General features: G+C 37.6%; 18 protein-coding genes and 1 pseudogene. 16 read left to right on the forward strand and 3 right to left on the reverse strand.

Going from position 1 to position 19,638, the window contains the following annotated elements; genetic code table 11:
* Window positions 1–5: 5 nt before the first annotated feature.
* Window positions 6–1,160, forward strand: a complete 1,155-nt coding sequence (locus MHH54_RS06030; protein ID WP_003212229.1) for an MFS transporter — start codon at window positions 6–8, stop codon at window positions 1,158–1,160.
* 120 nt (window positions 1,161–1,280) lie between these two features.
* On the opposite strand, the gene lpdA is transcribed toward MHH54_RS06030, so the two are convergent.
* Complete coding sequence (gene lpdA / locus MHH54_RS06035; protein ID WP_342500786.1) at window positions 1,281–2,675, reverse strand: dihydrolipoyl dehydrogenase; 1,395 nt, start codon at window positions 2,673–2,675, stop codon at window positions 1,281–1,283.
* 186 nt (window positions 2,676–2,861) lie between these two features.
* Between lpdA and MHH54_RS06040 the strand changes: the two genes are divergently transcribed.
* From MHH54_RS06040 to hag (MHH54_RS06105), 14 genes and pseudogenes are all read left to right on the forward strand, one after another.
* Complete coding sequence (locus MHH54_RS06040; RefSeq protein WP_342500787.1) at window positions 2,862–3,428, forward strand: TetR/AcrR family transcriptional regulator; 567 nt, start codon at window positions 2,862–2,864, stop codon at window positions 3,426–3,428.
* Between the two features lie 11 nt (window positions 3,429–3,439).
* The gene (locus MHH54_RS06045) at window positions 3,440–3,865 is read left to right on the forward strand and encodes a GNAT family N-acetyltransferase (protein ID WP_003212002.1); all 426 of its coding nucleotides are present in this window, start codon (window positions 3,440–3,442) and stop codon (window positions 3,863–3,865) included.
* Between the two features lie 207 nt (window positions 3,866–4,072).
* Entirely contained in the window at window positions 4,073–4,594 is a 522-nt protein-coding gene (locus tag MHH54_RS06050) for a ClbS/DfsB family four-helix bundle protein (protein WP_003211335.1), read from the forward strand.
* Window positions 4,595–4,838: 244 nt separating this feature from the next.
* Window positions 4,839–5,973, forward strand: a pseudogene (locus MHH54_RS06055) (Rap family tetratricopeptide repeat protein).
* 269 nt (window positions 5,974–6,242) lie between these two features.
* Window positions 6,243–6,626 (forward strand): hypothetical protein, encoded by a 384-nt coding sequence (locus tag MHH54_RS06060; RefSeq protein ID WP_034619986.1) that lies wholly within the window; start codon window positions 6,243–6,245, stop codon window positions 6,624–6,626.
* Between the two features lie 60 nt (window positions 6,627–6,686).
* Window positions 6,687–7,556 carry an ABC transporter permease gene (locus MHH54_RS06065; protein ID WP_003212047.1) on the forward strand — a complete coding sequence of 290 codons (870 nt, stop codon included), beginning with the start codon at window positions 6,687–6,689 and terminating at the stop codon, window positions 7,554–7,556.
* A 712-nt stretch (window positions 7,557–8,268) separates the two neighbouring features.
* Entirely contained in the window at window positions 8,269–8,961 is a 693-nt protein-coding gene (locus MHH54_RS06070) for a hypothetical protein (protein ID WP_003212437.1), read from the forward strand.
* Window positions 8,962–8,974: 13 nt separating this feature from the next.
* On the forward strand, window positions 8,975–9,613 hold the full coding sequence (locus tag MHH54_RS06075) for an ABC transporter ATP-binding protein (RefSeq protein WP_003212193.1): 639 nt from the start codon (window positions 8,975–8,977) through the stop codon (window positions 9,611–9,613).
* A 580-nt stretch (window positions 9,614–10,193) separates the two neighbouring features.
* Window positions 10,194–10,643 (forward strand): GyrI-like domain-containing protein, encoded by a 450-nt coding sequence (locus tag MHH54_RS06080; protein WP_003211184.1) that lies wholly within the window; start codon window positions 10,194–10,196, stop codon window positions 10,641–10,643.
* A 143-nt stretch (window positions 10,644–10,786) separates the two neighbouring features.
* Entirely contained in the window at window positions 10,787–11,419 is a 633-nt protein-coding gene (locus MHH54_RS06085) for a hypothetical protein (protein WP_003210965.1), read from the forward strand.
* 165 nt (window positions 11,420–11,584) lie between these two features.
* Entirely contained in the window at window positions 11,585–12,766 is a 1,182-nt protein-coding gene (gene alr / locus MHH54_RS06090) for an alanine racemase (RefSeq protein ID WP_003211809.1), read from the forward strand.
* Between the two features lie 101 nt (window positions 12,767–12,867).
* Window positions 12,868–14,295, forward strand: a complete 1,428-nt coding sequence (locus MHH54_RS06095) for a kelch repeat-containing protein (protein ID WP_342500788.1) — start codon at window positions 12,868–12,870, stop codon at window positions 14,293–14,295.
* A gap of 232 nt (window positions 14,296–14,527) precedes the next feature.
* Window positions 14,528–15,442 (forward strand): flagellin Hag, encoded by a 915-nt coding sequence (gene hag / locus MHH54_RS06100; protein ID WP_003211799.1) that lies wholly within the window; start codon window positions 14,528–14,530, stop codon window positions 15,440–15,442.
* A 286-nt stretch (window positions 15,443–15,728) separates the two neighbouring features.
* Window positions 15,729–16,628 (forward strand): flagellin Hag, encoded by a 900-nt coding sequence (gene hag, locus MHH54_RS06105; RefSeq protein ID WP_003211802.1) that lies wholly within the window; start codon window positions 15,729–15,731, stop codon window positions 16,626–16,628.
* A 32-nt stretch (window positions 16,629–16,660) separates the two neighbouring features.
* Here the strand turns inward: hag (MHH54_RS06105) and MHH54_RS06110 are convergent, their stop codons facing one another.
* Window positions 16,661–18,133, reverse strand: a complete 1,473-nt coding sequence (locus MHH54_RS06110) for an FAD-dependent monooxygenase (protein WP_342500789.1) — start codon at window positions 18,131–18,133, stop codon at window positions 16,661–16,663.
* Between the two features lie 217 nt (window positions 18,134–18,350).
* Here MHH54_RS06110 and MHH54_RS06115 point away from each other — a divergent pair, with 217 nt between their 5' ends.
* Window positions 18,351–19,175, forward strand: a complete 825-nt coding sequence (locus MHH54_RS06115) for a methyl-accepting chemotaxis protein (protein ID WP_342500790.1) — start codon at window positions 18,351–18,353, stop codon at window positions 19,173–19,175.
* A gap of 36 nt (window positions 19,176–19,211) precedes the next feature.
* On the opposite strand, the gene MHH54_RS06120 is transcribed toward MHH54_RS06115, so the two are convergent.
* Window positions 19,212–19,583 carry a DUF5412 domain-containing protein gene (locus tag MHH54_RS06120; protein WP_044138938.1) on the reverse strand — a complete coding sequence of 124 codons (372 nt, stop codon included), beginning with the start codon at window positions 19,581–19,583 and terminating at the stop codon, window positions 19,212–19,214.
* Window positions 19,584–19,638: the final 55 nt, after the last annotated feature.

Consider the following 19,638-nt stretch of genomic DNA (forward strand, 5'->3'; position numbering starts at 1 on the left):
CATTGATGAAAAAAATATTTTATTTAGCCGCTTTATTTTTAGCTGCATTAAACTTGCGCCCAATCATTACGTCCGTGGCTTCTATGATGAGTATGATCCAATCAGAGCTTGGTGTGAACGCACTGACAGCCAGTCTTTTGACCACTTTGCCTGTCCTTTGTATGGGGGTGTTTGCACCCGTTGCGACGACACTCAGTCGGCGTTTTGGTTTAGAGAGAACGCTTTTTTTCTCGATTCTTCTCATCACAATCGCCACAGCGCTGCGGGGTACAAGCCAATCGGTCGCTATTCTGCTCATGACTGCATTTGCAGGAGGGGTAGGGATTAGCTTCGCGGGTCCTTTGTTGTCTAGTTTTATCAAAAAGTATTTCCCGAAAAATCCGGGGATTGTGAGTGTTTATTCTATTTCGATGACGATTGGGGCAGCACTTGCTTCCGGCTTCACCATTCCGATTTATCTAATGAGTCACCACCTTCCGTTTGCATTGTCTTGCTGGGCTATTCTAGGGGTGATCGCGCTTATTCTATGGGTAGGTATTGCTCGCAAAAATGAGCAGAGTGATCATGTAACCTTGCCGCTAAAATTGCCGCTGCGAAACAAAAAAGCCATTCAATTCACCTTGTTTTTTGGCTTTATGTCCAGTATGTTTTATTCTTTGACGGCATGGATTTCACCGATTGCTCTTAGCTTCGGAAACAGTCCGCAATATGCTGCCATGCTGCTGACCATATTTACACTCATTCAGATTCCGGTGGCACTACTCGTTCCAGCGGTCGTTACTCGATTAGGAAAACCGAAATTATTTCTCATCTTATGCAGTCTGTCTGAGTTGATTGGTCTCATCTTTCTTCTCCTGCCAATGCCGATCTTGCCAGCTGTCATTTTCCTAGGTATGGGTGCAGGTGGATTATTTCCTTTAGCACTTATGCTGCCCATTATTGAGACGCGTACACCGGAGGAAGCTGGTACATGGTCCGCCATGTCGCAGATGGGCGGGTATATCATGGGAGGATTCGGTCCGTTTTTCATTGGCCTTGTTTTCGATCTAAGCGGACATTTTTATGCTTCTATTGTGGCAATGCTTGTCATCGTCATGCTGATGATTGGCGTTCAGTTATCCATGAATCTCGGTAAAAAGCGTGAAGTAGGATCCAATTAACGATAAATTGACCGACGTTTTAATATGAGTGCTCAATTGAAATTGCCATAGCCTATTATTCTTAAATAAATAAGCTATGGCGATTATTTTGCTCAATTTTAGAAGCTACACCTGAACCAATTATCGTGCAAGATGTTTTTCAACTTTACGGGTGGCCATTTCTGCGGCCTCCATGATCATTTCACCTAATGTTGGGTGAGGATGAATCGTCATTGCTAAATCTTCGACTGTTGCACCAATTTCAATAGAGAGAGAAAGTTCTGATATAAGAGTAGAAGCTTCTGCACCTACGATTTGTGCTCCTAAAATAAGGCCAGATTCGGCATGGGCTACAATCTTCACAAATCCTTCTGATTCTTTTAATGCCAGTGCTCGACCATTAATAGAGAACATTGTTTTTCCAATGACAGTCGGAATGGATTGTTGCTTGCAATCTGTTTCGCTCAATCCGACACTCGCCAATTCTGGGCTGGAAAACACAACAAGTGGAATCGCTTTATAATCGATCATCGAAGGTTTCCCAGCGATTGCCTCTGCTGCCACCTTCGCTTCATAGGAAGCTTTATGAGCTAGAGCAGGACCTTTGGTGATATCACCAATCGCATATATGTGCGGGATGGATGTTCTGCATTGTTCATCAACTTCAATCAGTCCGTGAGGGGTAATGGACAACCCAATAGAATCAAGACCTAATGAACCATCAGTATTCGGTTTTCTTCCGACAGTAATCAGTGCATATTCCGCTTTCACCGTGTAGCTTTCTTTCTGTCGCTCGTAATGAAGATCAATTCCGCTCATATGCTGCTCAGCATTTTTGACATTTGCTCCTGTAATCACGGTGATGTGATCTTCTTTCAGTTGCCGAATAACAGGCGAGACAAGTTCACTTTCAAAGCCAGGCAATATTTGATTGCCTCCTTCTAAAATGGTGACTTCTGCTCCAAATCTTGCAAACATCTGTCCTAGTTCAATCCCAATATAACCACCTCCAACTACGACAAGGCTTTTTGGAATGTTAGGAAGAGATAGTGCTTCAGTGGAAGACAATATACGACCTCCGAAAGGGAGTGATCTCATTTCAATTGGACGGGAACCAGTTGCTAGTATTAGGTGTTTGAAATTGATTCGCTTTTCACCTTTTTCGGCATGTTGAATCACCGCTGTATGCTGATCGATCAAGCTTGCCTCTCCTTCCAGAATGGTAACTCCTGCTGACTTTAGCAAAAATTGAACGCCTCCAGCTTGTTTTTTCACAACAGCTTTTTTGAACGCTTGAGCTTCCTTGAAAGAGCCGCCTTCTTGAAAAACCCCCCATTGTGTGCGGAGTTTGAACCGCTCTGCTTCTGCTATTAGCGCTTTAGAAGGGATACAGCCTACATGGGTGCATACTCCACCTAATTGATCACGCTCTACAATCGCTGTTTTCATGCCGAGATGAGCTGAACGTAATGCCGCCACGTAGCCTCCCGGACCTGATCCGATTACTAAAGTATCTACTGTTTCTAAATGAATCATTTCTTGCACCTCCGTCTTAAAATATGATGACCATAATATATTATATCCATCATATTTTGATGAAGTCAATCCCATCTAAGTGAGGAAAAATGAATTTCAGTCAATTTGACACACGAAAATATGATGATTATAATATTTTGATAAATACACTTAGAAAGAGTTAAAGTGAAGGAGGGGAGTAAGAAAATGCCTTATCCGAAAGGTCATAAGTCAAAAGTGAGAGAGCAAATCATTGCAAGTGCTGCACGAGCATTTCGAACAAATGGCGTTCGTAATATCAGTTTGCCATTCATTATGAAAGGGGCAGGTCTAACTCATGGAGGGTTTTACGCTCATTTTAAGAACAAGGATCAGTTGGTAATAGAGGCTTTTCATTTTGCTATTACTGATACGATAAAGTTGCTGCAAAGTGTTGCAGATAAGAAAGCAGACCAGTCTCGAATTCAGACGATCATTGAATTCTATTTAAGTTCCGTTCACCGTGATCAGACGGAGGTAGGCTGTATACTGCCTGCACTAGCAGGGGAGATTTCTCAATTATCGCAAGAGGTACGGAAAGCCTATACGGATGAATTGAAACGGTTTATGATGTTTATAGCTGATGCAGGAAACATAGATCTCTCTAAGAGTTACGCACTAGTAAGCAGCATGATTGGTACAATTGCTCTTGCACGAGCGGTCAATGATTCGCAGTTCAGCGATCAATTGTTATTGGCAGGCAGAACACAGGCAAAGTATATTCTAAAAACATAGGAGATGTTGCGATGTTGATTAGAGAAGCAAGCATAGAAGATTATCCACAATTAAGAAAAATCTATTTAGAATCCCGCCGTCAGAGCTTTCACTGGCTTCATACTGAAGAAATCAATCTGCAAGACTTTGATCAGGATACACAGGAAGAGCAAATTTTCATAGCTGAGGAAAACAACAAAATCCTCGGATTCATCTCACTCTATGTACCAGATCGTTTTATTCACCTCTTGTTTGTACATCCCGAAGCTGCTGGTCAAGGAGCTGGCGACTTGCTTCTCAAACATGCTATAAAAGTGCTCGGAACACCGGTCACCCTCAAATGTGTCTCTGACAATCACAAGGCTTTGGCTTTTTATCAAAAAAGAGGCTGGAAGGCTGTTGTAGAAGAAGGTGAGCCAGGGGAGAGATACTGGGTGCTTGTTTATGATGGAACGTAAAGAGAGTCTTCATTTTTCGTATCCATTTTTATAGCTTTACTTTATTGAGCTATTGCTTTTTCGGTTGATAAGTGTTTGATTTTCATAGAGACTGTAAAACACAAAGCAATAGAATCATTCAATATCATGAGCTCCACTTCCTTTTTTGTACTTTTGCAAGATATGTTCCGAGAAAAATTTGCACAAAAAGAACTAGAGGTGAATCATATGACAAGTTATGAGTCAAAAGATGTTTTAAAGCAAGCAATCATGAAGACGTACAATCAATACGATGAAGAATTTGATATGATTCCAGAAGAAATGAAAGATGATCGAATAGAGGATGTGAGCCGAACTCCTGCAGAAAATTTGGCTTATCAAGTTGGTTGGACAACCCTGCTGCTTCAATGGGAGCAAGACGAAACTGAAGGAAAGGTTGTCCATACGCCAGCAGAAGGTTATAAATGGAACCAGCTTGGCGCGTTATATTCTCTTTTTAATGAGAAGTATGCTTGTCAATCACTAGTCGCATTAAGAGCTCAGCTCAAACAGAATGTGTTAACTATTTGTAATATGTTAGATCGTATGAGTGAGGAAGAAGTGTTTGAACCTCATCAACGAAAATGGGCGGATGGCGCTACAGCAAAGGCAGTTTGGCCAGTTTATAAATTTATTCATGTGAATACCGTAGCCCCTTTTAAAAATTTCCGTACTCAAATTCGTAAATGGAAACGATTAAAACAAGGATGACGTGGAGGATATACTAGATACATATATTTCGTAAGACCTGATATTTTCATCATATTTCAGAGAGTACAGAGGGATTGATTCGAGTTCAGTTATCCTCCTTCTCAAAATCTCAAAATTATGATCACTCACATGGCTTCTTTCAAGAAGCTTTTTTTATTCATTTGCGGTTTCTTTTCGATGCCGGATGATTTACAAAATGATAATATATGTCGTTATAGGGAAAAAGAGGAAGTGGTAAGGTCTGATGGAGAAAGTTCTTTCTTCTCACGTCGGCTTGAAAATCAATGAATGGTATTATCATATTCAACGATTTAACGTACCGGACGCCGAAGCATATAAAGAGGAAATCAAATCAATGCTTGATCATATGGAAGAAAATCAAGATTTATTATTGTATTTCTCACTCATGGAATTCAGACATAAATTAATGCTTGATTACTTGAATCCTTTAGAAAATGGGGAAGAGCGGGCGAACTTTAGGGAACTCGCAATGAAGATCAAAAGGGATCAAGAAAAATTAACAGGATTGCTCGAGTATTACTTTAATTTTTTCTACGGCATGTACGAATTTGAAAACTATGAATACCTAAATGCGATTACCTTCTATAAGCGGGCAGAAAAAAAGCTGTCTCTTGTCAGCGACGATATTGAACGTGCCGAGTTCAATTACAAGATGGCAGAAATCTATTACCACATGAAACAAACCCACATGTCGATGCACCATATCGCACAGGCGATAGAATGTTACCGAGAAAAAGATACATACACAGTCAGAGAAATTCAATGTTCTTTTGTCATTGGATTAAACTATATCGATATGGGCTGCCCCGAAAAAGCCATACCCCATTTTCAGCACGCACTACAAAAAGCCGCCGACAACTCAACAAAACGATTAAAAGGATCAGCACTTTATAATTTAGGATTGAGTTATTTTCATAACAATGATCTTTCAACCGCAATTAAATATTTTAATGAATCTATTCATTCGTTTAAAGAACAGGGATATGAGCACTTAAATAAAATTCTTGATCCGCTGGTCATGTTGACAAAATCATATTTTAAAAATGAGCAGAGTGATTTAGGTTTATATGCACTAAACTATGGAATAGAATTAGCTGAAAAATTAAAAGATGATATTTTTATCAATACTTTCGTTATGTTGAGATCACTTTATATTGATAACAATGTAAATCGCATAGCAGAGTCAATGGCTTATTTGGAATCAAAGTCTCTTTTTGCAAATCTTGAAGATTTAGCGAAAGATGCAGTGAAGCATTATAATAAAGCAGGAGATATAGCACGCTCAAACGAATTTTATTGAGAAGATTCTATATTTCCAACACCAAATTAAAAGGGGAGACTGTCTTTATGAAATTTAAGTCAGTAGCAACCGTATTAATAATTGTCAGTTTGTTATGTGCTTTTAGTTATGCTTCATCAAACGATATCCATAATGAAGCCCAGAGAGGACATACATCAAGTATTGGTTATTTTGCTTAAACTGATTGTAATAATTTCAATAGCAAAGCGGGGTTATAATTGTAATACAAAAATATCCTTAAATAAGAAAAAGATGTTGACTAAGAATAATTTCCCACTTATAATCTATTTGAACCATAATTTGAGATAATAGGAGATGAAGAAAAAAATGAAAAAAATTCTTGCAGGAGTCTTAGCACTTAGCTTAATAGTTGGTATCGGTGGAATAGCACAAGCAAAGAACTATAATTTTTCAAGAGTTTTACCTAAGCTTCAAAACTGGGGAGATGTAGCGAAAGGTGTAAAAAGCACCAGTAAAAAAGCTAGCATTAACTTCTCTGTAATCGCAAAGGATTATAAGATAAATGTAGGTCATTGGAAAGGTGATACACAAGTTTCAGCAAAAGCATACGATCTTAAAAAAAATGACAGACGTTATTTTACTGTTGATTCTAGTGCGGAAAAAAAGACGATTAAAGCAGGAGCACAAACGTCTAATTGGACGATACATGGTGTGGAAGTTTCAGGAAAGTGGAATCCGGATTATAAATAATTTTAAAAACAATACGACGATATCGTCGTATTGTTTTTAATAATTAAGAGGGAGAAATCTATGTGTGAATTAAGGAAGCTTATAAAAAATAAGTTATTATATATTGTATTGTTTATATCAATTTGTATTGTTTTGGTAAATGCAATTATTGGCTCCATACAATATAATACGGAATACGATCTGTATAATCGATTATATAGTAAATTTCCAGATGCTCTTGCAATGATATCACCGCATCAATATTGGATGGGCCTATCAGATTCATTTTTTTCTTCATTTTTTTATTTCATATTTCCTTTACTTATAGGTTTACCAATTGTTGATTCCATCTTTAGAGAAAAGAGTTCTGGGAATGTAGAATATATCCTAACAAAAGAAAGTAGACTAAGATATTATAGTAGGAAATTTATATTTACATATTTTTCAGGGGTTATTTTGTTTGCATTCCCGTTACTTATAGGAATATTAATTTCTAATCTGGTTAATGGACAATGGGATTTTTCAGCATATACGGATGTGTATAAGAAAGTAATGAATGGAACGGCTTCCTTTGCTGATAATGTATTTGACGGACAGAAAAAAGAAATGTTCTCTGATTTACTAGCTAAATCTCCTTATCTATATATTTGCATATATTACTTAATAGCTGCATTATATGCAGGAATGTATGCTTGTTTTGGATTAGCGATTTCTTTGTTTTTAAAAAACAGATATATTGTGCTTCTTTCTCCTTTAATGCTCTATCTAGGATTCTGGCTTTTATGTAGTTTAATAGGAAAAGTATCTATCGATCCATTTAATTTCTTAGATCCAAGACAACCAGTACACAATCTATCATATTCTTCTTTTTATATTAATTTTATTATTGGAATGTTGACAATAGTGATCATTTATATATTAGGAGTGAAAAAAAATTCTGACACAATTTAAGTATGTTTTTATAGATTTAAAAAGGGATTTATTGAAGTTATTAATTTTTATGAGTGTGCTTCTTTTCATATTAAGTATATCTGTAACTCCAATATCCTCATACGGACTTGCGAAATTTTCTAATTTTATAGAAATACTTACTTTTTTTAGATATGATTTTATGTTTGGACCAATTTTTCTTTTCTTACTGGTAATGTCTAAATCATATCAATTGAACGCTTGGATAATTTTGAGAAGGTTTTCTTCTAGGAAAGAAATTATTTCTTTTAAAATTACAACAGTTATCGTCTATTCGTTTTTATATACTCTTTTAATAAGTACATGGGCAATTATTGTTACTAAGATGGCTAGTTATCTACACTTCAAAGGAATAAGTTACACAGCTTTGTTAAATTATATTCCTTCAGTAGAAAGCGACAATATCTTTAGTGGGGTTTTCTTTTTTATCATATTTTTTCTTATGACGCAATTAATTGGAGTGGTGTATGTTTTTTTTCAAGAGCTAATTAATAATAAGTCACTAGTTACTCTTTTTTGTATTTTTTTAATGATAATAGATAGAACACTAACGGGCTTTGTCTCATTTTATTTTGTGTATGGTTATAAACAAGCTCCTTTTCAATCTGTCTTAGAGCTTTCAGCCCTCATCTTTATATTTTTCTTATTAACAAGATGGGTGTCTACTTCATCGGACTTTGGGAGTCTCAATTAAATGAAAATACTAAAGCTTGAATATTTCAGACTGAAAAATACCATACTTAGAAGTTTAGTCATTGTACTAGTATTACATGCTATAAATACAATGATTTTCATCAAAAATATTAAGGGTTTGGAAAGCTCTAAAGACTTCTTCACTTTACTTTTTAGTTCTTCAAATGGAACTTTTATTAGTTGGATGTATTGGTTGTCATTTTCTGTAGGATATATTATTTTTCTTCAAATGCTTTGGAAAAATCCTTTATATATGTTTGAAATGCAAATGATTCTAAGGTTACGTCAGTGGAGAACTCTGTGGATAGCTAGATTTATTATTGGTTTATTATTTACCTTTTATTATGTGATAACTGCACTCAGCATTGCTATAATTTTATTTAGTTTTCTTCATGTAAGCATTCAATTTAATATGGGCTGGATTTTTATTTTTATCTATATCACTATAAATTTATTCTTGCATGGAACCATATGGTTAGTGTTGAAAAATCACTTAAATGTTGAAGTGGCTAACATTTGTGTGCTGGGTATGTTTTTTGCTGGTATTAAAATAGAAAATAAATATATTCCCTTATACTATGGTATGTATGAACATGTCCAAGGACAATCGCTTTTTATTCTTCTTGAACTTACAATCATTGCATGTCTCATGACATATGTTGTATATCATTCTAACAAAACCGATTATTTATAAAAGGAGCTTTATCATGTCTATAATTGAATTGAATGCAGTTACGAAAGTAATTAGAAAGCAAACTGTATTGGAAGATATTAATTTGTCATTAGCAAAAGGAAAAATCATTGGCTTTGTTGGTCATAATGGATCTGGAAAAACGATGCTTTTTCGAGTGATAGCTGGTTTGGTGAAACCAAGTGCTGGTGAGGTTATAGTATCTGATCAAATTTTGCATAAACAAATTTCGTTTCCTAAAAGTATTAGCGTGCTTTTAGAGAAACCCGCTTTTTTAGAACAATACAGTGGTTTTGATAATCTCAAGTTTCTTGCTGATATACAAAAGAGAATAGATGATCAACAAATTAGGCAGGTAATTGAAAGTGTTGGACTGAATCCTGATGATAAAAGAAGTGTTAAAACATATTCGTTAGGTATGAAACAAAAATTAGCAATTGCTCAAGCTATTATGGAAAAGCCAGACATTATCTTATTAGATGAACCGATGAATGGACTGGACGAAGATTCAGTGAAAAATGTATATCATTTGATTAAAGCAGAAAATGAAAGAGGTGCAACTGTTTTATTAACTTCTCACCATAAAAAAGATATAGAGGAACTATGTCATATTGTTTATAAAATGAATTCTGGAAAAATACAAACTACAGATTAATGTCTTTTATATAATAACCAATTTTAGAAAGAAAATCATAATTTATTCTCTCAGACTCTAGAGAAACCCCGCCTTTACTTTAAGTAAAAGTGGGGTTTTCCTTATTTTATAAAATAGATCAGTTCGCATATGATTAATAGAATCCTGTTAATCTGAGTTTTCTAGATTCATGGCAGCTAAGGTTAAGCCTCATCTTTTGAAAGTCTTTTCAATGCATGAAAGATTGTCAAACGTATACCCGTCTCTCTTTATGCATAGATATTTTTAGTCTTGCTAAATATGACGGTGATACTGTTTAGTGTTATTTTCACTGAGAATACAGCTGTTCAGTGTCTTATTATATGTTCCGATGAGTAAGATGTTGTTCTATTAGATTGTCGCCTATCTCAATGATAAATCTTCATAAAAAACAAGTGTGGAATTGAAAAAAAGATTGGAATCTTGCTAACGAGAAAATATGTATTTTCCAACATACATTGAAAATTCTTTTTAATATCCTGCTGTATTATATTTTAAAGGATGTTACCGTTGGATGTAAGGAATGATTGGCCAATCTTCCAATAAGAGTTGGAGGGGAATCATGAATTACAAAATTGAAATAGTAAGCAATATGAAGATGGTGTATATGAGGAATATAGGACCATATGCCAACAAAGAAAATGTAGAGATGATGAAGAGATTTAAACAATGGATCAATCAACATCAATTAAATGATGAATTAAAGGAATTTGGTATATATGGTGTTCCTCAAGATGATCCTGGTAAAATTCCACCAGAAAAATGCAGATACGACCTCATGTTGATGACAAATAGAGATTTCTCAAAAGATCAAATGGTTCAGACTGGACATGTTGAAGGGGGAAAGTATGCTGTGTTTACAGTGACACATACAATCGAAAAAGTGAATTTGTTTTGGAGCCAATTGCCTCAAATGATCCAAAACAATCAATTGAACATGCGTCAGGCATCTATTATGGAGAGATATAGAGAAGAAGAAGGCGTGTGTGAGTTCTTACTACCTATCTTTTAAACACTTGAACGAAATTCAATGAGAAAGCAGACCTTTATGGTCTGTTTTTCTTCCTATCAGATTTATATTCTTAAATCATCTTGCTTCAAATGCTATACTATGGCTAAACCATTCATGAAGGGTCATGATAGGAGGAGCATTGTGTGATATTCAACATAGGTATTGTCATTGCTTTTATGATTGCTATTTTAGGCTTTACTGTTTTCATAGATGTAGGAAATGGATTGGGACCGGCTCTCAGCATCATCGGAGGACTGGTCATTTTATTCATAGCCGGTAGATGTCAAAGACGAAAAGAACAGAATGATCCAAACATTTTATTTGACAAAATGATGATGCTTTTTCACGAAGATGGGTTTCAAGCACCTACCTATATCTTTTCAGAGCAAGTTGATAAGGGCTTTGCGATTGATGATGAGTTAAAGAAAATGCGTTTTATTGAACATCAGCCTGGCGGGTCAACTAGAAAAAATAGATTTGCAGTCACAGATATTTCCTTGAAAGATTTGAAACAAGTTGAGATGTTAGAAGATGGTGTGCCGATTGATGATGTAGCGGAGAGTGATGATAAAGAAGAGGTCTCGACGCTTGAATTAAGGTTCACAATGAATGACCAAGAATTACACGCGATGACAATCAACTTCCTGCAATTTGATGTGCCTGTTCGTAAGAGCAATGCTCAATATTTAACTGAACGGGAAAATTTGCAGGAGATTTATCATGATATTGATGCAATGATGAAATCTGCGGATGAAATTGAATATCATCGCTCATAGAGAAGAAATCACAGTTGATGTGGTTTCTTTTTTTATGTGCAACAAGACAAAGCAGGTCCAGTCATTGTAGTTGAATGTTTTTCTCAAAAATGAATAAAGATAGACTAGACGCAAAAGCGAACATGGAGATAGAAAGAACGCTCATGTGATGAGGAGGAAAAATAAATGAAAAAGCTATGCAGGGAAGTCTGGATCGAAGTTAATCTTGATGCGATTAAAAGAAATATCGAAGCCATTCAAGCGCATATTCCGAGGAAAAGTAAGATCATGGCTGTCGTGAAGGCGAATGCTTATGGCCACGGTTCAGTGGAGGTAGCCCGGCAGGCACTGGAAAGCGGTGCGACGGAGCTCGCAGTTGCTAGCTTGGAGGAAGGCATTGTGCTGCGAAGAGCAAAAATTGAAGCACCGATTTTGGTTCTTGGATTTACCCCGCTCGACTGTGTGAAAAGGGCTGCGGCCTGGAGAATTGATCTATCTGGCCTTCGTGAAGACTGGATTGTTGAAGCAAATGAGATCTTAGCGGAAGAAGAAAGTCAGCGCCGGCTTGGGATACATGTCAATGTCGACACAGGGATGGGGCGATTAGGTGTACGGACAAAGGAAGAGCTGTTAGGAGTGGTGGAGGCACTTGAAAAGAGTGAAAACCTTAGATGGGACGGGATTTTTACGCATTTTTCCACTGCAGATGAGCCTGACCCTGATTTTACGCAGCTGCAGCACAGCATTTTTATTGATTTTCTTCGGTTTTTGAAAAAACGAGGAATTAAGCTGCCGACCGTACATATGAACAATACAGCGGCTGCCATCGTGTTTCCTGAATTTAGCGCTGATATGATTCGTCTGGGTATCGGGCTATATGGACTGTATCCCTCGCAATACATTGAAAGCTTAGACGCTGTTCAGCTAGAGCCCGCTCTCAGTTTAAAAGCAAGGATTGCGTTCGTAAAGGAAATGGTGACAAAGCCAAGGACCGTCAGCTATGGGGCAACCTATGTGGCAAAGCCTGATGAAGTGATTGCGACCATACCGATCGGTTATGCAGATGGGTACTCACGTGCTTTATCAAATCGGGGATTTATGCTTTTCCGCGGAAAACGAATGCCGATTGCTGGCCGAGTCACGATGGATATGACGATGATCAGTTTAGGAGAAATGAAAGCAAAGCAAGGCGAGGAAGTCGTCATATACGGTCGTCAAAAAGGCGGAGAAATTTCTGTCGATGAAATTGCTGAAATGCTCAATACAATCAACTACGAAGTCATCGCTACTTTAAGCCGACGTGTGCCGAGGTTTTATCGTCGAGGCGGGAAGATTATTAAAATATCAACGCCGGTGATGTATGTGTGAGGATTTTATTATAAAAAGTTTATTTAAAAACCATTAAATTGTAAACTTTACAAATATTAGATCGATAAAAGGAGGGAATATAATGATGTGGAGGAAGAAAAATGAAAAAGAAATTTTTACTATTTATCATGGTACTTCTTTTAACAAGTACTCTTAGTCCATTTAAAGCAGATGCAGAAACAAAATCAACTGGATGGACAAAACGAGCTGATTTACCAGAAGAACGTATTAATGCCGGTGTAGGAGTGGTAGATGGAAAGATTTATTTATTTGGTGGCGCAAGTGAAAAAAATAAGTTAAATAATCAAACATTTATGTATGACCCTAAGAAAGATGTTTGGGAAGAAAAAACGAGCATGCTGACAAATAGAACAGGCGGTACATATGCTACAGTAGGTAAGAAAATATATCTAATAGGTGGAATAAACGAAGAAACAAAAACAGCTTATAACACGATTGATATATATGATACAGAACTTGATCAGTGGGCTGAAGAACCGATTCAAATTCCAAGAGACCCTGTATTTTCAACTTATGACAAAGGAACTTTGTACGCAGTTGCAGTGAAAGAGAATATATATATTGTATCTTCAAAAAACTCTTATAAGAATAATGTCTATCAATATAATACAGCCTCTGGTGAATGGAAGAGCTTGAACTCATCGGCTTTACCATCTCGAAATGGGAGAGCCATTTCTGCAATTGACGGCAAAATATATGTTGCAGGCGGCGAAAATTTGATTGGACATAGTAGAGAAAAATCTTTGTTCCAGTATGATATTTCAACAGATAAATGGAGTAAATTAAAAGATAGTGACTTAACTTCAACTGTATTTGAACCGGCCTACGAAGCAAATAATGGGGAATTCTTCGTTATTGGTGGACAACGGACTGGTGATCGTTCAAGTGAAATGTTGAATATCGTTCAAATTTTCAATCCGAAAGATGGTCAATTTAAAAATTCAGCGTATGATTTGCCAGAAGGTAGAGTATCAGCTGTGGCAGCAATTGTTGATGACCAATTGTATGTCATTGGCGGACGTGACTACTCGAATAGCATGAGAAACCTCTCTGTAAAAAGTGATTACAAATCAGTGATTTCTATTCCATTAAGCGAGTTGCAAATAACTGAAGATGAAGCAAAGCCAGATGATGGCACAACCGAAGAACCAAAAGATCAGGACGGAACAAAGCCAGGTGATGGCACAAACGAAGAACCGAAAGATCAGGACGGAACAAAGCCAGGTGATGGCACAAACGAAGAACCAAAAGATCAGGACGGAACAAAGCCAGGTGAAGAAGTAACAAAAGGTATACTTTCAATTACCATGATAAACGGGTTGGAAAAGGATTATTTGCTTTCAATGAAAGAAATCAACGATTTTCTAAACTGGTATAAAGAGAGAAGTTTTGGAATTGGGATGAACTTCTATGAAATCAATGATGAACACAATAAAGGGCCTTTCACAAGTAAGAAAGATTACCTCGTCTACCAAAATATCTTAATGTTTGATATCAAACAATACTGATATTCATAGAATTTGTAGAGCTGCTGATGATAGATCAGCAGCTCTTGTTTTTATAGAATTGTCAAAGTTAGGATCAACGTCATGAAAAAATGCGATATTTTTTTAAAAATCTGCTAAACATCCTATAACCACGTCCGATAATAGAATTGTCAGGGTTGATAAGCCCTAGAATAAAGGACTTTTTTCAGACAAGGACGTCTGTCAGGTCCCACATACATGGAGGTAATAGGAAATGAGAATTAACCACAATATCGCAGCACTTAACACATTGAACCGTTTGTCTGCAAACAACGCTTCAAGCCAAAAGAACATGGAGAAACTTTCTTCTGGTCTTAAAATCAACCGTGCAGGAGATGACGCAGCAGGTCTTGCAATCTCTGAAAAAATGCGTGGACAAATCCGCGGATTAGAAATGGCAACTAAAAACGCACAAGACGGTATCTCACTTATCCAAATCGCTGAAGGTGCATTGACTGAAACTCACTCAATCCTTCAACGTGTACGTGAATTAGTGGTTCAAGCTGGAAACACTGGTACACAAGACGATACAGACCTTGGTGCAATTCAAGAAGAGATCAAGGCGCTTGTTGAAGAAATTGGCAATGGAGCAGACAAAAATGGTATTTCTGATCGTACAGAATTCAACGGTAAAAAATTACTTGATGGTTCTTTCAGTTCAACTGGAACAGATTCTTTAACTTTCCAAATTGGAGCTAACGGAGCTCAACAATTATCAGTTAACATTGAAGCAATGTCTGCTGACAAACTTGGTGCAACTCTACCCGATGGTACTTTAGTAGCGAACCAAGCTGTAAAAGATATTGATGTTACAAAATTTGCAGCAAACGCAGCTGATGTAGCTGATGTTGGTTTTGATGCACAATTAGGAATTGTTGATGGAGCAATCAAACAAGTATCTACTCAACGTTCTAAACTAGGTGCGGTCCAAAACCGTCTAGAGCACACAATCAACAACCTTGGTGCTTCTGGTGAAAACTTAACAGCTGCTGAGTCTCGTATCCGTGACGTTGACATGGCGAAAGAAATGAGTGAGTTCACAAAGAACAACATTCTTTCTCAAGCGTCTCAAGCAATGCTTGCACAAGCGAACCAACAGCCACAAAACGTACTTCAATTGCTACGTTAATGACAGGCCCCTTTATGGGGCTTTTTTTTATGCTTTTTTCTTCGCATTTTCTACAGTCTTATGATTCTTAAATCCCTCTGTTAAATCATGATAAATGACCTTTAATTTTGGCATACTCTAGCGAAACGATCATAGTGAATGAGACTTAATCCTTATTTATCCCTTTTTTGTTAAACATATTCCATTAAAGTTCGATAAATGGATTGTAAGGCTTACAAAAAAATTCTAATTGAGAACTTTTGGACATGGATGTCTAATTGGTTCAAACACATGGAGGTCATTTAATATGAGAATTAACCACAATATCGCAGCACTTAACACACTGAACCGTTTGTCTGCAAACAATGGAGCAGGACAAAAGAACATGGAGAAGCTTTCTTCTGGTCTTAAAATTAACCGTGCAGGAGATGATGCAGCAGGTCTAGCAATCTCTGAAAAAATGCGTGGTCAGATCCGCGGATTAGAAATGGCGACGAAAAATGCTCAAGACGGTATCTCTCTTATTCAAACAGCTGAGGGTGCATTGACTGAAACTCACTCAATCCTTCAACGTGTACGTGAACTAGTCGTTCAAGCTGGAAACACTGGTACACAAGATGAAACAGACCTTGGTGCAATTCAAGAGGAAATTGATGCACTAGTTCAGGAAATTGGGAACGGTACAGATAAGAACGGTATTTCTGACCGTACTGAATTCAACGGAAAGAAACTTCTTGATGGAACTTTTGCTGCTGAACCAGAAGACGGAGAACCGAAAAAACTTACTTTCCAAATTGGAGCTAACGGTGCGCAGCAATTGTCAGTTCATATTGAAGCAATGTCTGCTGATAAACTTGGAGTTGAGGATAAAACCGTTTCTACTATTAAAGTAACTGATTTCGCCGAAATTGCAGCAGATGAAGAAGGTGGATTTAACGATCAATTAGCAATCATTGATGGAGCGATCAAACAAGTTTCAGACCAGCGTTCTAAACTTGGTGCGGTCCAAAACCGCCTAGAGCACACAATCAACAACCTTGGTGCTTCTGCTGAAAACTTAACAGCTGCTGAGTCACGTATTCGTGACGTTGACATGGCGAAAGAAATGAGTGAGTTCACAAAGAACAACATTCTTTCTCAAGCATCTCAAGCAATGTTAGCTCAAGCAAACCAACAGCCGCAAAACGTACTTCAATTATTACGTTAATGAAAAAGCCCCTCTAAGGGGCTTTTTTTGTTTCAATCGAATGACAGCAAGTGCTGTAAACGAAAGTCAGGAACCGCTTCATGGAAAAAAGCTCGATTGTCTTCATCATTCTCTTGATCCCACTGACTCCACCATTCAGCAATTTCTCCAGAAGCGTCGGCTTGAATCATGTCATGCAGTTGTTCTAAGTTGATGATCTCTCTCGGTTCGGTTAAGAAAGAATGCATCCGGTGATACGCCTCAAGACGTTCAGGCTGTTTTGTTACTATGGCGTATTGTACGTAGCGATTTAAAAATCCTTGTACGAACGTCAAATGGGGAATGGTTGTTTCTCCTTTTAATTTGACGCCTTCCCACGCCATATCAGCAATTGCACAAAGCCACCAGCCAAGTTCACTCGCATGCTGCATTTGTTGTAACGTGTCCTTTTCAAAAGATAGCCGCTCATTTTCTTGTGCTTGTTTGAGCATGCGCTCAAGAGTTTGTGCTTCGAGTGCGGCCTTTGTCATTCCTTGACCATGAATGGGATCTAATTTACACAAGGCATCGCCCATCACCAATAATCCACTTGGCCAGTCGTGCATTTGTTCATAGTGATATCTCACGCAAGAAGGGACTCTAAATCCTTTTGGATTTGTATAGGGCGTTAAATGGGTGATGGCTTCTGCTATCGCTGGATGGGTAAGGGCAGCGGTTTCTGCATCAAATTGATCAGCATCTGTTGTTGGATAATGTGAACCGCCAGCTGCAGAGAGAAGAACAGCCACTAAATCATGATCTACCCGTTCAAACAGCCCTGTTGGGATTTTTTGATGAGGCTGTCCAACTACGACCATTGATTGCAGGTTTGGCGCCTCTGGTAGTATCTGGTAGTATCTTGTGCTGTAGCCAAGAGAGACGCTTAACTCATCTGTCTGTGGCAAGCACAGCCCTGCGTCTTTCAGCCATTTTGGTAATTTAGACATTCTTCCAGACGTATCGATCACTAAGTCTGCTTTTATTTGATAAATATTTCCTGGCTTTACATGCCGATCTTTCACGATGAGTCCTATGACTCGATTCGTTCTTTCCTCAAACTGAAGCGAGATCGCTTCATGTTTTTCTAGAAAATGAACACGTTCCTCACTTAACATTCTTTGCATCAGCACCCACTCTAGCATGGCACGTCTTGTGACAGCTGTTTCTTCTGTATCGGTGAGCACTAATTCACCATCTTTTGTGATAAATCGAGATGTTTGATGCAATGTATTAAACCCGCCCATTGCCAGTAACTCTTTTGTATAACCAGGAAATAGACGTTCGAATATTTGCTTGCCAAGTGGAAGCATTCTATGTGGGTGAAAGGCTTGAGGAGTGCCGAGACGATTCTCGGGAGAATCTGGCAATTCGTCCTTTTCAATGATAAATACCTGATGATAAAACGTTGATAAAACCTTTGCAGTGAGCATTCCGGTGATACCGCCGCCAATGACGATCGCCTGCTCATATTTCATGGGTTGTGTCACAACATGCGCCTCCAATGAATAAGTAAAATGGTTACATGACCATTTCATCATATGTTGATTCGTTAATTATAGCAAATTTACGTTTGAATATAGAAAGGAAATGTCCTACTTTTTACTCGTAAATATGAAGAATTTCTTCAAACATCATCATTATTTTTAAGAAACAACTACTAATTTAAGAAGAACGACCGATAAACTTTATAAGGGGGTAGAGAAATTGGATATACTACAGAGCATTGTAACTGCAGCACCTTATATCATGCAGATTTTAAAAAATGAAGTGACGCTGGGTGTCACTGATCGAGAGAAATTTTTGCTTTATTTGCCATCTAAAGATCTTGATTTTCAAATTCGGGCTGGTGAATTCATTAAACCAGATGATCTGAATTTGAAAAAAGCGCTGAGAGGTGAGACATCAAATATATCTTTGCCTGAATCGGTGTATGGAACGCCATTAAATTCAATGTGTATGCCTATTTTAGATGAAAACCAACAAGCAATTGGTGCACTCGCTTTAGGTTTTCCGCTTAAAAATCAATTAGAGCTTGAAGCGTATATGGAGTCATTAAGTGACATCATTCAAAGTATTCAAGAAAAGGTGCATGTGGTAGCGGCGCATTCAGAGGAGCTTTCAGCGACGAGTGAGGAAATGACCTTACAAACGCAGCAAACTCTTGAAAGCTCGAAACAAACAGCCGATATTACAAAAATGATTAAAGGCATCTCGAAACAAACGAGTTTGCTAGGATTGAATGCGTCAATTGAAGCTGCCAGGGCAGGAAAAGAGGGAGCAGGTTTTAGTGTTGTAGCAAGTGAGGTTCAAAAGCTTTCAAGTGAAACTTCACGTGCAACAGAAAACATCGAAAGCTCACTGCAAGGAATCTCCTCCAATATACATACATTACTTGAAAGTATGGACCATATGAAAGGTTCTTCATCGGAACAGGCTTTACTTGTGACAGAGTTTAGTGAAATTGTCGATCGATTGACGACGGTTAGTAAGAATATGAAGAAATTCATGCAAACCGTCATGTCAACGTAAAAAACGAATCCAAGAGGGATTCGTTTTTTTGATGCATTATTTTCTCTTGTTCTGATCAAAGCGATAATCGTACGTATCGCCTTTCACCACATTTAAAAACTCATGTCCAATTTGAACAAGCTGTCCGTTTTTCCATTGGATGAGAGGGTCCTTATCAGGGTATTTCCAGTAAATCGTTTTCTTGCGATGGGTCAGTTTGTTTTCAATTTCTGCTCTGACTGCGTTTTCCTTTAGCTTTCCTCCGCTATGCTGATAGGTGTTGATGATATACATTCCGTCAGGTGATGACATCGAGCGGATGAATGTTCCGTGAGACACGCCTTGAAGAGAGAAGCATTTCCAATAAATAATGCCAGCAAAGCTAAGGAGTAAGATGATAAGAGTGAGGGTGGTTTTCTTTTTTAACATGAATTCCTCCAGATGTAGATCACAATATTTCTAATTTATGAGAGAGAATACAAAA

The organism is Bacillus sp. FSL K6-4563, assembly GCF_038630405.1.
In the GTDB taxonomy this organism is placed as follows: Bacteria; Bacillota; Bacilli; order Bacillales; family Bacillaceae; genus Bacillus; species Bacillus pumilus.

Coding starts and splice junctions, on each gene's coding strand:
- MHH54_RS06095 (WP_342500788.1), top strand. CDS start 12,868: ATGAAAAAGAAATTTTTACTATTTATCATGGTACTTCTTTTAACAAGT.
- MHH54_RS06040 (WP_342500787.1), top strand. CDS start 2,862: ATGCCTTATCCGAAAGGTCATAAGTCAAAAGTGAGAGAGCAAATCATT.
- MHH54_RS06070 (WP_003212437.1), top strand. CDS start 8,269: ATGAAAATACTAAAGCTTGAATATTTCAGACTGAAAAATACCATACTT.
- hag (WP_003211802.1), top strand. CDS start 15,729: ATGAGAATTAACCACAATATCGCAGCACTTAACACACTGAACCGTTTG.
- alr (WP_003211809.1), top strand. CDS start 11,585: ATGAAAAAGCTATGCAGGGAAGTCTGGATCGAAGTTAATCTTGATGCG.
- MHH54_RS06065 (WP_003212047.1), top strand. CDS start 6,687: ATGTGTGAATTAAGGAAGCTTATAAAAAATAAGTTATTATATATTGTA.
- MHH54_RS06030 (WP_003212229.1), top strand. CDS start 6: ATGAAAAAAATATTTTATTTAGCCGCTTTATTTTTAGCTGCATTAAAC.
- MHH54_RS06045 (WP_003212002.1), top strand. CDS start 3,440: ATGTTGATTAGAGAAGCAAGCATAGAAGATTATCCACAATTAAGAAAA.
- lpdA (WP_342500786.1), bottom strand. CDS start 2,675: ATGATTCATTTAGAAACAGTAGATACTTTAGTAATCGGATCAGGTCCG.
- MHH54_RS06120 (WP_044138938.1), bottom strand. CDS start 19,583: ATGTTAAAAAAGAAAACCACCCTCACTCTTATCATCTTACTCCTTAGC.
- MHH54_RS06080 (WP_003211184.1), top strand. CDS start 10,194: ATGAATTACAAAATTGAAATAGTAAGCAATATGAAGATGGTGTATATG.
- MHH54_RS06050 (WP_003211335.1), top strand. CDS start 4,073: ATGACAAGTTATGAGTCAAAAGATGTTTTAAAGCAAGCAATCATGAAG.
- MHH54_RS06075 (WP_003212193.1), top strand. CDS start 8,975: ATGTCTATAATTGAATTGAATGCAGTTACGAAAGTAATTAGAAAGCAA.
- MHH54_RS06060 (WP_034619986.1), top strand. CDS start 6,243: ATGAAAAAAATTCTTGCAGGAGTCTTAGCACTTAGCTTAATAGTTGGT.
- hag (WP_003211799.1), top strand. CDS start 14,528: ATGAGAATTAACCACAATATCGCAGCACTTAACACATTGAACCGTTTG.